Here is a 12,913-nt window from a genome sequence, read left to right on the forward strand (position 1 = left end):
AAAGGGGCCGACATGCGCTACACGCTGCTTTTTCACTACCAGGAGGCGACCGCCGACGAGCTCGGCCCCGAGGTCCTGGCCGAGGGGCAGCGGGCGATGTCGGCCTACGCGGCGACCCTGCACGCGGCGGGCGTCCTGCTCGGCGGCGAGGTGCTGCACACGTCCGAGCTTTCCACCACCGTACGGGTGCGGGACGGTGTCACGCAGGTGCAGGACGGGCCGTTCGCCGACACCAAGGAGCAGCTCGGCGGCACGATCGTGATCGACGTGCCCGACCTGGACGCGGCGATCGCGTGGGCCGGGCAGGCCCCGCAGGCGCAGTGGGGCACGGTCGAGATCCGCCCCGGTGCCACCCACCTCGTGGACGGTGTGTGGAGGTGAGCTCGGACGAGGCGCGCGCCGCCGCGGAACGGGCCGCACGGGCCTCGTACGGCAAACTCGTCGCCCTGCTGGCCGCGCCCGACGGCGACCTCGCCCAGGCCGAGGACGCGCTGGCCGCGGCGTTCGAGCAGGCCCTGCGCCGGTGGCCCGCGACCGGCGTGCCCGCCAACCCGGAGGGATGGCTGCTCACCGTGGCCCGCAACCGCCGGCGCGACGCGTGGCGCAAGCCCGCCACTGCCCCGCTCACCGAGGACAGCTCGCTCACCGGCCCGCTCGAGGAGCACGACCCGTACGCGATCGGCGACAAGCGGCTCGAGCTGCTGTTCGTGTGCGCGCACCCGGCCATCGAGGAACCCGCCCGTACCCCCCTGATGCTGCAGACCGTGCTCGGCTTCGAGGCCGCCGAGATCGCCCGCGCGTACGCCGTGCCGCCCGCGACGATGGCGCAACGGCTGGTCCGGGCCAAGAAGCGGATCAAACAGGCCCGCATCCCGTTCGCCGTGCCCGACCGGCGGGCCATGCCCGAGCGGCTGCCCCCGGTGCTGGAGGCGGTCTACGGCTGCGCCGCCATCGCGTGGCGCGGTGACATCGGTGAGGCGCAGTACCTGGCGGTCACCCTGGCCGCGCTGCTGGGCGCCGAGGCCGAGGCGTGGGGCCTGGCCGCGCTGACCACGTTCACACTGGCCCGGCGCCGGTCCTCGTTCGTGCCGCTCGACCAGCAGAACCCGGCCGACTGGGACGCGGCCCTGATCGGCGAGGCCGAGACCTACCTGCGGCGCGCTCGGCCCGGCGGCCCGCCCGGGCGTTTCCAGCTGGAGGCGGCGATCCAGGCCGTCCACTGTGACCGCGGCCGGACCGGCGGCACCGACTGGCCGGCCCTGCGCACCCTGTACGCGGCCCTGCTCACGGTCGCACCCAGCCTTGGTGCGCGGGTCGCGGCGGCCACAGTGGTGGGCCGGCTCGACGGCCCCGAGGCGGGCCTGGCCGCACTGCCGGGCGGCGCCGGACAGTTCCAGCCCTACTGGGCGGCCCGCGCCGACCTGCTCGCCCGGGCGGGCCGCGACGCCACGGCCGCCTACCGCGAAGCGGCCGCTCTCACCGATGACGCCGACGTCGCGGCGTTCCTGACCGCGCGGATCAGCGCCTCCGGATGATCGCGCCCACCAGCACCACCACGGCCGACGCGACCACGAAGACGACCCCGGCCGCTGTGTACGAGCCGGTGGCCCGGAACGCCCCGACCGTGCCGATCGCCACCACCGAGCCGAACGAGCCGATGGCCAGCACGGACCCGAACGATGCGAGCGACGCGACCGACAGCACCGACGCGTACGAGAGCACCGAGAGGATCGACCCGTACGAGCCGAGCGACAGAATGGAATCCTTGGAATACGCGCTGAGAACGGAATTGCTCGACTTGTACGACAGGATGTTCTTGTTCAGGCGAGGCATTCCTCATTCTGGCGCACATGCCACCATGACGGGACCCCGCTCCTGACGCCGGGAAGTGGGGACCCGCGAGCATCGAGGCCGAACTGCGCAAGGAGTTCGACCGCTGGGAGAGCAAGGCCACGCCGGTCCTCGAACTCCTGCCGTACTGCGACCCGGCGGCGGCACCTGGCGAGGCCGGCGACGGCGCGGAGGCGGTGACCGCGGTGGCCGCCGCGTTCTCCCGGGGCTACCTCACGCCCTGAGGCTCGTTGCCGATGCGCGCGACGAGCAGGCGGCCGGTCGACTCCAGGTGGGCGCGCATGGCGGCCTCGGCCGCGGGCCCGTCGCGGCGCAGCACGGCCATCACCACCGGCTCGTGCTCGGCGTGGATCTCGGCCAGGGTGCGGCCGCTGGCCGTGGTGGGCGGGCCGAGCAGCGCCGTGGCCGAACGCAGCTGAGCCACGATCGCGGCCGAGCGGTTGTTCCCGGCCGTACGAAGCAGCAGGTCGTGCAGGGCCCGGTCGGCCGGCCAGAACGCGGCCTCATCCCCGCGGGCCACCGCCGACGCCATCGCGGCCAGCGCCTCCCGCACCGTCGCGTGCTCCTCGTCCGTACCGGAAAGGGCGGCCTTGGCGGCTGCGGCGGGCTCCAGGGCCAACCTGATCTCGACGATCTCCTCGACGTCGTGGGCCCGCGGACGCAGCACCCGGAAGCCGCGGTTGCGCCGGATCTCGACCAGGCCCGCCTCGGCCAGCCGCAACATGCCCTCGCGGACCGGGCTGCGCGAGACGCCGAGCAGGTCGGCCAGCTGATACACCGAATACGTCCGGTCGGGCACGAGCTGACCCGCGGCGACCCCGTCGCGCACGGCCTTAGCGACGGCGTCGGCGAGGGAGGGGGCGCCGGCGGGCAGGCTCAGCCTCGGCCCACCGCTTCCCGGTCCCTCCGACGGCACGCCCTGCACCGGCCCACCGCTTCCCGGTCCCTCGGGCGGCACGGCCCGGCTCGGCACCTCGGGCGGCAGGCTCAGTTGCGGCACGAGTAACATGTTACCTATGAGCGACGTGGTGGGTGCACTGGAGAAGGCCGGGCTCGAAGTGCGGTCCGACGCCGGCACGCGGGGCATGTACGCCTCCGACGCCTCGCTCTACCGCATCCCGCCGCTGGCCGTGGTGCGCCCCCGGCACGTCGACGAGGTGGCCGCCGCGCTGGCGATCGCCCGCGAGACCGGCACCCCGTTCACCTCGCGCGGCGCGGGTACGTCGGTGGCGGGCAACGCCATCGGGCCGGGCATCGTGCTGGACTTCTCCCGCCACCTCAACCGGGTGCTCGAGATCGACCCCGCTGCTCGCACGGCGGTGGTCGAGCCGGGCACCGTGCACGCTGTGCTGCAGAAAGCGGCCACCCCGCACGGCGTACGGTTCGGGCCCGACCCGTCGACCCACCCGCGCTGCACGATCGGCGGCATGATCGGCAACAACGCCTGCGGGTCGCGGTCACTGGCGTACGGGCGCACCTCCGACAACGTCGTCGCGCTGGAGATGCTCACCGCGGCGGGTGACCGGCTGGACACGACGAAGCCGGACGGCGTCGTCGTGCAGAACGTCCGCGACGTGATGCAGAAACACCTGGCCACCGCGCGCACGGAGTTCGACACGTTCGGCCGCCAGGTCTCGGGTTACGCCGTCCAGCATCTGCTGCCCGAACGCTTCGACCTGACCCAGGCCCTGGTCGGCTCCGAAGGCACGCTCGGTGTCATCACCCGGGCCACCGTGCGTCTGGTCGTCGACTCCCCCGTACGGGTCGTGGTGGTCCTGGGTTTCCCGGACATCGTGGCCGCCGGCGAGGCCTCCCCCGCCGTCGTGGCCCACGGCCCCACCTCGTGCGAAGGTCTCGACTCGCGGCTTCTCGACGTGCTGCGCGCCCGGCGCGGCCCGGCCGCCGTGCCCCCGCTGCCCCGCGGCGGCGCCTGGCTCTTCGTCGAACTGGCCGGCGACGACCTGGGTGAGGTCGAGGCGCGGGCGCGCAAGCTCGCGGCCGACGGGATCGCCGACGACGCGCTGGTCGTCACCGACCCGGCCACACAGGCCCGGCTGTGGCGCATCCGCGAGGACGGCGCGGGCCTGGCCGGGCGCTCCCCCGCCGACCGTCCCGCCTGGCCCGGCTGGGAGGACGCGGCCGTCCCGCCCGAGAAGCTGGGCGCGTACCTGTCCCGCTTCGACGAGCTTGTGGCCACGTACGGGATGAGCTCGGCGCCTTTCGGCCACTTCGGCGACGGCTGCATGCATGTGCGGCTCGACTTCCCCCTCGACCAGCCCGGCGGCACCAAGGTGCTGCGCGAGTTCCTGGTCGGCGCGGCCAAACTGGTCGGCGAGTTCGGCGGCTCCCTCTCCGGTGAGCACGGCGACGGCCGGGCCCGCTCCGAACTGCTGCCGCACATGTACTCGCCGGACGCGATCGCCCTGTTCGCCGGCATCAAGCACGCGTTCGACCCCGGCAACCTGCTCAACCCCGGCGTCCTGGTCGACCCCGACCCGGTCGACGCCTCCGTGCGCCCCGCCTCGTACCCGCTCCGGGGCTTGGCACTGGCCTACCCGCACGACGGCGGCGACCTGGCGCAGGCCGTGCACCGCTGCACCGGCGTGGGCAAATGCCGCGCCGACAACTCGGCCGCGGGCGGTGTGATGTGCCCGTCCTACCTGGCCACCCGCGAGGAGAAGGACTCCACCCGCGGCCGCGCCCGCGTGCTGCAAGAAGTCGTCCGCGGCGAGCTGCCCTGGTCGCACCCGTCCGTGCACGACTCGCTCGACCTGTGCCTGTCCTGCAAGGGCTGCGCCTCCGACTGCCCCACCGGCATCGACATGGCCACCTACAAATCCGAGGCCCTGCACCAGAAATACCGCGGCCGCCTGCGCCCCCGATCGCACTACACGCTGGGCCGGCTGCCGTTCTGGTCCCGCCTGGCCGGCTGGACCCCGCGCCTGGCCAACCTGGGCACCCGCCTGCCCGGTGTCCGCCGCCTCGCCCTCTGGCTGGCCGGCGTCGACAAACGGCGCTCGGTCCCCGCCTTCGCCCGGCGCCCCTTCCGCCGCACCTTCAAGCCGGCCGGCACCGGCACCCCGGTCGTGCTGTTCGCCGACTCGTTCTCCGACGCCTTCTCCCCCGAGGTCGCCGAGGCCACGGTCCGCGTCCTGCGCGCCGCCGGCTACGAACCCCGCCTCCCCTCCGGCCAGGTCTGCTGCGGCCTGACCTGGATCACCACGGGCCAGCTGGACTCGGCCAAAAAGATTCTTTCCCGTACGGTCGATGCACTGGCCCCCGACGCCCGGGCCGGCATCCCCATCGTCGGCATCGAACCCTCGTGCACGGCCGTCCTGCGCTCCGACATCCACGAGCTGCTGCCCGGCCACCCCGCGGCCGCCGCCGTGGCCGGCTCGGTGCGCACCCTGGCTGAACTCCTCGCCGAAACCCCCGGCTGGACCCCGCCCGACCTCTCCGACGTGTCCCTGATCGCCCAGCCCCACTGCCACCACCACGCCGTGCTGGGCTGGAAAGCCGACGCCGACCTGCTGGCCTCCTCCGGCGCCCGGATCAAACGCCTCTCCGGCTGCTGCGGCCTGGCCGGCAACTTCGGCGTCGAGATCGGTCACTACGAGGTCTCCGTAGCGGTCGCCGGACAACAGCTGCTACCCGCCCTGGACGCCGCCCCCGACGCCCTGGTCCTGGCCGACGGCTTCTCGTGCCGCACCCAGGTCGCCGACCTCCGCCACCGCCCCGCGGTCCACCTGGCCCAGCTGCTCGACCGCTGACCTCGGCCGGCGCGCACACCCACCGATCTGCTGCGCGGATTCACCTGCGGCCCGCCGGCGGCAGCCTCAGTTCGGGGGCTGCTGAGGCCGGTTTGCCGCTCGGCAGTGGTTGTCGCAGACGATCAGATCAGCTGTTTGCTTGCCGCGGCCCGGCTCGCAGCGGCACTCCGCACAGCGTGTTGGGCATCCTAGGAGGCTAGGCTGACAGATTGGCCGCTGGTTGCCCGGCCGCGGCCAGCTCGGCGAATCGTCCTGCGGTCGACTCAGCGCCTGACTGCGGCTCGCTGACCGTTCTCGATCGCGGGCGCGCGACCCCGGGCTGCGCCTGCCCTCTCCCGCCCACGTGTACTCGACCGCTCCCCTGGCTTCAGAATCGGCAGCGTGGACCGAGCCCGGCCGATCATGCGGTTATCCACAATGGCGGGTTGTCCACGTTGAGATGCTGGATGGGCCTCGGCGGCGGGTCTTGACTCGTTGTCCACATGGCGTCCGCGGTAGAACTGGGTGGGTCTTCGGTGATGGTCTGACCCGTGTTCCCCAGGCGTCCGTACGGCTGCCTTTCGGCTGAGCTGTCGGCCGTCGCCGAGGCCACCACCAGGCAGGGAATGTGACTTAACAGGAGCTTGGCTAGAAGCCCCGTCAACGTGCTGTCCACCCCTGCCCGGCGGTGTGCCACCCGGTTCACACCAATGAAGGGCAGCAGGATCCACGATGCCAGAACAAACCATCGAGGTCATCGGTGGTGTCGACACCCATGCTGACACCCACACCGCCGCGCTGATCGACCAGACCGGGCGGCTGCTCGGCCGTGAGCAGTTCCCTGCCGATGTGGCCGGCTATCAAACACTGCTGGCCTGGATGCGCAGCCACGGACCGATCCGGGCAGTCGGCGTCGAAGGCACCGGCAGCTACGGCGCAGGCTTGGCGCGTCACCTGCACCAGGAAGCTGTCACCGTGCTCGACGTCGACCGCAGCGACCGCAGGACCCGCCGCCGGCGCGGCAAGAGTGACCCTGTTGACGCCGAGGCCGCCGCCCGATCAGTGCTGGCCGGCACCGCGACCACCATCGCGAAAACTCGCAACGGCATCGTCGAGACACTGCGCGCGATCACCGTCACCCGTGCCGGCGCGGTTCGCGCCCACACCGCGGCCAAGAACGCGCTGATCGCCATGTCCCGGACCGCACCCGAGCCGTTACGCAGCCAATTCACCGGGCTACCCATCGGCCGGTTGATCACCGTGGCGGCTGCGCTGAAGCCCGGCTTCGACATGACCAACCCCACCAGCGGAGCCATCCTGGCGCTACGCCGGCTGGCCCGCCGCTGCCAGCACCTGGCGACCGAGATCCGCGAGGCCGACCTCGACCTCCAACTGATCCTGCGTGACCTCGCCCCACGCATGCTCGAGCAGCCCGGAGTCGGTCCGGTCAGCGCCGCGCAACTACTGATCACCGCCGCAGACAACCCACAACGGTTGCACTCCGAAGCCGCTTTCGCGATGCTCTGCGGCGCCGCACCCCTACCCGCCAGCAGCGGACGCACCGACCGGCACCGCCTTAATCGCGGCGGAGACCGCCACGCCAACCGGGCCTTACACACCATCGCCCTGAGCCGGTATCAGCACCACCCAGCCACCCGCGCCTACATCGAACGCAGAACCACCCAAGGCCTGAGCCCACGCGACATCAAACGCTGCCTCAAACGCTACATAGCCCGCGACATGTTCTCCCACGTCCAACAAGCCCTGCGCCACCACGCCCTGCAAAAAACAACACTCCCGCACCAGTTATCCACAACTTGACTTACAGGAGCATCAGACGTCCTCCCGAAGATCGCGAACATCCGGAACAATGGAGACTGGCGGTGGCCCCCTGGGAGGGCGGGCTATGCGACCGGAGCGGACTACGCCACAGAGCGCTGACCACGCAACCGGAGCGGACCGTCGTCGGGACAGAGCGGACCGTCGTCGGAACAGAGCGGACCGTCGTCGGAGCGGACCGCCATCGCAGCGAACCGGACGAGCGGACCGGACCGCCATCGCAGCGAACCGGACGAGCGGAGCGCCGTCGGAGCGGAGCGGACCGTTGTCGGAGCGGACCGCCCTCGGAGCGAACCGGACGAGCGGACCAGGGCGCCGTTGGAGCGGAGCGGACCGTCGGAGCAGAGCGCGGGCCGGGCGCCCCGTGCTGACTGCACAACCGGAGCGAGGCGGTGCGATCGGAGCGCCGGCCGGGCGAGCCAAGTCCGGACCGTACGAGCAAGAGCGAACCGCCGTACAGGCCCTGCGCGCCGTGTCAGGGCCGCTGTTCGCCTTCGCCGGTGATGCGTTCCATGGCGGCGTCGGTCGTCAGCTCCCACCGATGTTCCGGGTGTGCGATGTAATGCTTCAACGCCCCCAGCACCATCCCGGGGTCCGCCGCCAGCCAGCGCCCGCTGATGGTTTCGGGGGTTGTCATGGGGCGGCCCAGGAAGTCGCGGGAGCGGGTGTCCGGGGAACCCACGAAGCTGACCGCGATCATCGGGCCGCGCCGCCACACCGGGGTGGCCGAGGTCAGGGCGATCCATGGGATGAAGTGGGTGAATGTCAGTCCGCGGTGGTGCACGCCCCGCGGTCCGATCACGACTTCGCCCGGGACCATCCGCAGGATGACGATCAGCAGCACCAGCAGTGGTAGGGCGATCACGCCGAACAGGGCCGCGATCAGCCAGGTGCCGCGCTGGGCGGCCACGGTCGCGTACCCGGCCGCGGCCGCCGTGGTCAGGAACAGGGTGGCGGCCACGAGGTAGGTCGCTCCCCCGGCGTACGGGAAGATCAGGCCCGCGGCCGTGCGCCGGATGCCGGAAGTGCCGGGGCGGCGCCGGGTGCCGCGGTAGCCGAAGAGGCACAGCGCGGCCAGATGCCCCAGGAACACGGCCAGGGCACCGAAGAAGACGGCCTGCCCGGCGTCGTCGTAGAGCAGTTGCCATCCGGCGGCGGTCAGGGCCAGCGCGGCCAGCGCGCCGAGGTACAGGACGCCGAACAGCATGCGGCGGGGGCGGCGGTGCCCGGTCCACTCGGGCGGGAGGATCTTCATAGGAGCCCGCAGTCTAGACACGTGCCCCCAATGATCGGCGGACGTCGATTATGCTGCCGCCGTGTCTGGTGGGCCCGAAGTTCTTCTCGACCCGGGCGCGGCTTATCCGGAGTTCGCCCCGGCGCGGGCCGCGATGCAGGCGCGCGACTGGCCGGGCGTGCGCCGGCTGCTCGACGCGACGCCGCCCGGTCTGCGCAGCGGCATCATTCACACGTGCGGCGAGGAGCAGCAGGACGCCGAGTTCCTGACCGCCGTGGTCCGAGCGGACCCGGCCGACACGACGGCCGCCGCGATGCTGGGGGCGCATCTGATCGTCGTGGGCTGGCGGATCCGTACGGCGGCTTCGGCCGATCAGGTCAGCCGGCGGCAGTTCGCGAAGTTCCACGAGTGGCTGCGCCAGGCCGAGGCCGTGCTGCTGGAGGCGTCGGTGGTCAACCCGCGCGACCCGGCGGTGTGGCACGAGCTGCTGATCTCGGGCCGCGGCCTGCAGGTGGGTCGGAGCGAGGTGTTGCGGCGCTACGACCGGTGCCGGCTGGCCGACCCGCATCATCTGCCCGCCCAGCAGTCGATGGTGCAGCAGCTGTGCCCGAAGTGGGGCGGCTCGTGGGAGCTGGTGCACTCCTTCGCCCGCGAGCAGATGCTGGCTGCGCCGCCCGGGTTCCCGCAGGCGGGGCTGGTGGCCGACGCGCACATCGAGCACGGCTACGCCGGCGTCAAGCACGAGGCGATGACGGCGGGCGCCTTCCGCAAATATCTGCAGCAAGAGGCCGTACGGGCTGAGTTGTACGACGCCGCGCAGCGCTCGGTGTGGAGTCCCGAGTTCCGCCGGTGGTACGGCTGGGAGTGGGCGGCCAGCTCGTTCGCGATGGTGTTCGCTCTGCTCGGCGACGACCGCGGCGCGGGGCATCTGTTCGGCCTGCTCGGCAACGTCGCCACCACGCAGCCGTGGGAGTACCTGGGTGTCCCCACGTGGCAGATCCGCAAGTACCGCAAGCGTGCGGGGGCGTGGCGATGATCCGGCGGACCGAGGTCGACGGCATCCCGGCGGTGGTCGCCCCGGCGACGGGTGGGCCGGTGCGGGCCGGGCTGGTCTTCCGGGTCGGGCAGGCCGACGAGACTCTGCCCCGCAGCGGCATCACCCACCTGATCGAGCATCTGGTGCTGCACCCGCTGGGCCACGGCGACTACCACCACAACGGCAGCACGGCCGCGGCTTTCACGTCGTTCCACGTGCAGGGCAGCGAGCAGGAGGTGGCCCGTTTCCTGACCGCGGTGTGCGACTCGCTGGCCGCGCCGCCGCTGGCCCGGCTGGAGGCGGAGAAGGGCGTTCTCCGTACGGAGGCGGCGACGCACGGCACCGGTGTCCTGGGCTCGCTGGCGGTGTGGCGGCACGGCGCTCACGACTACGGCCTGCCCGGCATGCCCGAGTGGGGCCTGCACGCGATCACCGCGGACGACGTGCGCCGGTGGACGGCCCGCTTCTTCACGCGGGACAACGCTGTGCTCTGGGTGACCGGGGGTGACGTGCCGGGCGGCCTGCGGTTGCGGCTTCCTTCCGGCGTACGGGAACCGATGCCCACGCCGTCGTCCGCCCTGCCCGTGACACCGGCGTCGTACGGCGGCGCGGCCGACGCGGTGGCGTGGGACAGCGTGGTCGCCGAGAGCGACGCCGCGGCCGTCTTCAGCGACGCGCTCGAGCGGGTGATGTATCGCGAGCTGCGCCACGACAGCGGGCTTTCCTACACCGTACGCACCGAGTACAGCCCGCGCGGCGACGGCGGGGCGGTGATCACGGCGCTGGCCGACGCGCTGCCCGAGAAGCAGGACGCCGTGCTGGGCGGTTTCGCCCAGGTGCTGCGGGCCGTGCGAGCCGGGCGGATCGAGCCCGGCGACGTCACCGGTGCCGTCGCCCGCCGCCTCGAGGCGCTGCGCCACCCCGGCGTCGACGCGGCCCGGCTGCCCTGGTTCGCCCGCGAGGTGCTGACCGGCCGCCCGCTGCGCACCACCGACGAGCTGGCCGCCGGTCTGGCCGCCGTCACTGTCGCCGATGTCGTCGCCTGCGGCCAGGCCGCCGAGCGCACCGGCCTGCTGATGACGCCGCCGCACGCGCACGGCGGGGCCGCCACCGGCGTCTATCCCGCCGTGGAGACCAGTCCCGCCCCCGTGGCCGGGGTGTCGTACCGGGCCCGGGCCGGGCACGCCGAGACCATCCTGGCCGGGCCGGAGGGTATCAGCGCGGTGGGCCGTTCCGGTTCCGCGACCGTACGGCTGGACGCCTGCGCCGCCGTGCTGTCCTGGCCGGACGGCCGCCGCCTGTTCGTGGGGCTGGACGCCACGTCGGTGACGCTCGAGCCCACTCTCTACCGCAACGGCGCCGACGCCGTCCGGGCCCTGGACGATCACGTCCCGCCTCACCTGCGCGTCCCGATGCCCGCCCGCGACCCCCGGTCGATCCCGCAGCCCCGCCGGGCCACCGTGGCCCCGCAGCGCCGCCGCCAGCTCCTGGTCGCCGCGCTGTGGGCACTGCTGGCCCTGGCCTGTTTCGCGGGCGGCGTCCTTGTGCTGAGCGGCCCGCTCGACGACGACGCCCGTCAGGGCGGCGTGGGTGGCCTCCTGGTGGGCGGTTTCTTCGTCTACATGGCCGTCCGGGCCGTACGGCGAAATAGATTGTGACGTTAAGTACCTGCCAGGCTCGGGGTGGAAGCGGCCGCTGAGCGGTAGTAATGCAGAGTGCCCGACCTCAGCCCTCGCCGCCGTGCGCTTGTTCTGGCCATTTGCTGTCTGAGCCTGTTCATCGTCGGGCTGGACAACACCATCGTGAACATCGCGCTGCCGGCGTTGCGGACCGATCTCGACACGTCGGTGTCGGGCCTGCAGTGGGTGATCGACGCGTACACGCTCGTGCTGGCCAGCCTGCTGATCCTCGCGGGCAGCACGGCCGACCGGGTGGGCCGGCGGCGCACGTTCCAGACCGGGCTGGCCCTGTTCACGCTCGGTTCCCTGCTGTGCAGCGTCGCACCCGGCCTGGGCTGGCTGATCGCCTTCCGCATGGTGCAGGCGGTCGGCGGCTCGATGCTCAACCCGGTCGCCATGTCGATCATCACGAACACGTTCACCGAGCCCCGCGAGCGGGCCCGCGCGATCGGGGTCTGGGGCGGCGTCGTCGGCCTCAGCATGGCCCTCGGCCCGCTCGTCGGCGGCGTGCTGGTCGAGTCGCTGGGCTGGCGCTCGATCTTCTGGCTCAACGTCCCCGTCGGCATCGCCGCGATCGCGCTGACCGCCCTGTTCGTCCCCGAGTCGCGCGCCCCCGAGCCGCGCCGCATCGACCCGCTGGGTCAGGCGCTCGTGCTGATCCTGCTGGCCTCGGTCACGTACGGGATCATCGAGGGCCCCGGCGCGGGCTGGAGCTCGCCCGAGATCATCGCGTGCTTCGCCGTGGGTGCGGCCGCCCTGGCCGGCCTGCTGGCCTACGAGCCCCGCCGCGCCGAACCGCTGCTCGATCTGCGCTTCTTCCGCAGCGTCCCGTTCAGCGGGGCCACCCTGATCGCCGTCTCCGCGTTCGGGGCCCTGGCCGGTTTCCTGTTCCTGAACACCCTTTACCTGCAGGACGTACGGGGTCTGTCGGCCCTGCACGCCGGCCTCTACACCTTGCCGATGGCCGCGATGACCGCCGTCTGCGCTCCCCTGTCGGGCCGCCTGGTCGGCACCCGCGGCACCCGGCTGCCGCTGATTCTGGCCGGCACCGCGATGACCCTGGCCATGCTGCCCCTGACCCAGCTGACCGAGACCACCCCCGCCGGCCTGCTGATCGGCTGCTACCTGTTCTTCGGCATCGGTTTCGGCCTGGTCAACGCGCCCATCACGAACACCGCGGTGTCCGGCATGCCGCGTTCCCAGGCCGGGGTGGCCGCCGCCATCGCGTCGACGTCGCGCCAGGTCGGCGGATCATTGGGCGTTGCCGTGATCGGCGCCGCCGTGATCTCCGGCATCACCGGGCCCGTGGCCGACGAGTTCGCCCGGGCCAGCCACGCAGGCTGGTGGATCGTCGTCGGCTGCGGCCTTTCCGTCCTCGCGCTGGGCCTGCTCACGACCGGACGCTGGGCCCGCTCCACTGCCGACCGCACGGCCGCGGAGCTGATCGGCAGATCCGAGCCGGCGCCGGCCCTCACCTGACCGCGTTCACCGACCGGGCTGCCCCGGGCAGCGCCTGCCGTCTGTC

The 12,913-nt window shown here is 72.6% G+C and carries 10 protein-coding genes; 7 read left to right on the plus strand and 3 right to left on the minus strand.

Annotated elements, in window-relative coordinates; translation table 11 throughout:
• Positions 1 to 12 precede the first annotated feature (12 nt).
• Positions 13 to 381: a YciI family protein gene (locus BKA14_RS13165; protein ID WP_184951215.1), complete on the plus strand. Its 369-nt coding sequence runs from the start codon at positions 13 to 15 to the stop codon at positions 379 to 381.
• Entirely contained in the window at positions 378 to 1,535 is a 1,158-nt protein-coding gene (locus BKA14_RS13170) for an RNA polymerase sigma factor (RefSeq protein ID WP_184951216.1), read from the plus strand. The genes BKA14_RS13165 and BKA14_RS13170 overlap by 4 nt, the downstream gene beginning before the upstream one ends.
• Here BKA14_RS13170 and BKA14_RS13175 read toward each other — a convergent pair.
• Complete coding sequence (locus tag BKA14_RS13175; protein WP_184951217.1) at positions 1,519 to 1,833, minus strand: hypothetical protein; 315 nt, start codon at positions 1,831 to 1,833, stop codon at positions 1,519 to 1,521. The genes BKA14_RS13170 and BKA14_RS13175 overlap by 17 nt on opposite strands.
• Before the next feature lie 226 nt (positions 1,834 to 2,059).
• Positions 2,060 to 2,851: a GntR family transcriptional regulator gene (locus BKA14_RS13180; protein WP_239093770.1), complete on the minus strand. Its 792-nt coding sequence runs from the start codon at positions 2,849 to 2,851 to the stop codon at positions 2,060 to 2,062.
• A gap of 16 nt (positions 2,852 to 2,867) precedes the next feature.
• Between BKA14_RS13180 and BKA14_RS13185 the strand changes: the two genes are divergently transcribed.
• Both BKA14_RS13185 and BKA14_RS13190 read left to right on the plus strand, forming a co-directional pair.
• Positions 2,868 to 5,621 carry an FAD-binding and (Fe-S)-binding domain-containing protein gene (locus tag BKA14_RS13185; protein WP_239093769.1) on the plus strand — a complete coding sequence of 918 codons (2,754 nt, stop codon included), beginning with the start codon at positions 2,868 to 2,870 and terminating at the stop codon, positions 5,619 to 5,621.
• A gap of 711 nt (positions 5,622 to 6,332) precedes the next feature.
• Positions 6,333 to 7,421 carry an IS110 family RNA-guided transposase gene (locus tag BKA14_RS13190; protein WP_184951210.1) on the plus strand — a complete coding sequence of 363 codons (1,089 nt, stop codon included), beginning with the start codon at positions 6,333 to 6,335 and terminating at the stop codon, positions 7,419 to 7,421.
• 493 nt (positions 7,422 to 7,914) lie between these two features.
• Here the strand turns inward: BKA14_RS13190 and BKA14_RS13195 are convergent, their stop codons facing one another.
• A complete protein-coding gene (locus BKA14_RS13195; protein ID WP_184951220.1) occupies positions 7,915 to 8,694 on the minus strand; it encodes a hypothetical protein in 780 nt (259 codons plus the stop codon).
• Positions 8,695 to 8,755: 61 nt separating this feature from the next.
• Between BKA14_RS13195 and BKA14_RS13200 the strand changes: the two genes are divergently transcribed.
• The 3 genes from BKA14_RS13200 to BKA14_RS13210 are packed head-to-tail and all read left to right on the plus strand — an operon-like array spanning position 8,756 to position 12,867.
• Entirely contained in the window at positions 8,756 to 9,709 is a 954-nt protein-coding gene (locus tag BKA14_RS13200) for a hypothetical protein (RefSeq protein WP_184951221.1), read from the plus strand.
• On the plus strand, positions 9,700 to 11,367 hold the full coding sequence (locus BKA14_RS13205; protein WP_184951222.1) for a peptidase M16 family protein: 1,668 nt from the start codon (positions 9,700 to 9,702) through the stop codon (positions 11,365 to 11,367). Before BKA14_RS13200 ends, BKA14_RS13205 begins: the two co-directional genes overlap by 10 nt.
• 57 nt (positions 11,368 to 11,424) lie before the next feature.
• Positions 11,425 to 12,867, plus strand: coding sequence for an MFS transporter (locus tag BKA14_RS13210; protein WP_184951223.1), 1,443 nt, complete (start codon positions 11,425 to 11,427; stop codon positions 12,865 to 12,867).
• Positions 12,868 to 12,913: the final 46 nt, after the last annotated feature.

The organism is Paractinoplanes abujensis (assembly GCF_014204895.1).
Taxonomy (GTDB): domain Bacteria; phylum Actinomycetota; class Actinomycetes; order Mycobacteriales; family Micromonosporaceae; genus Actinoplanes; species Actinoplanes abujensis.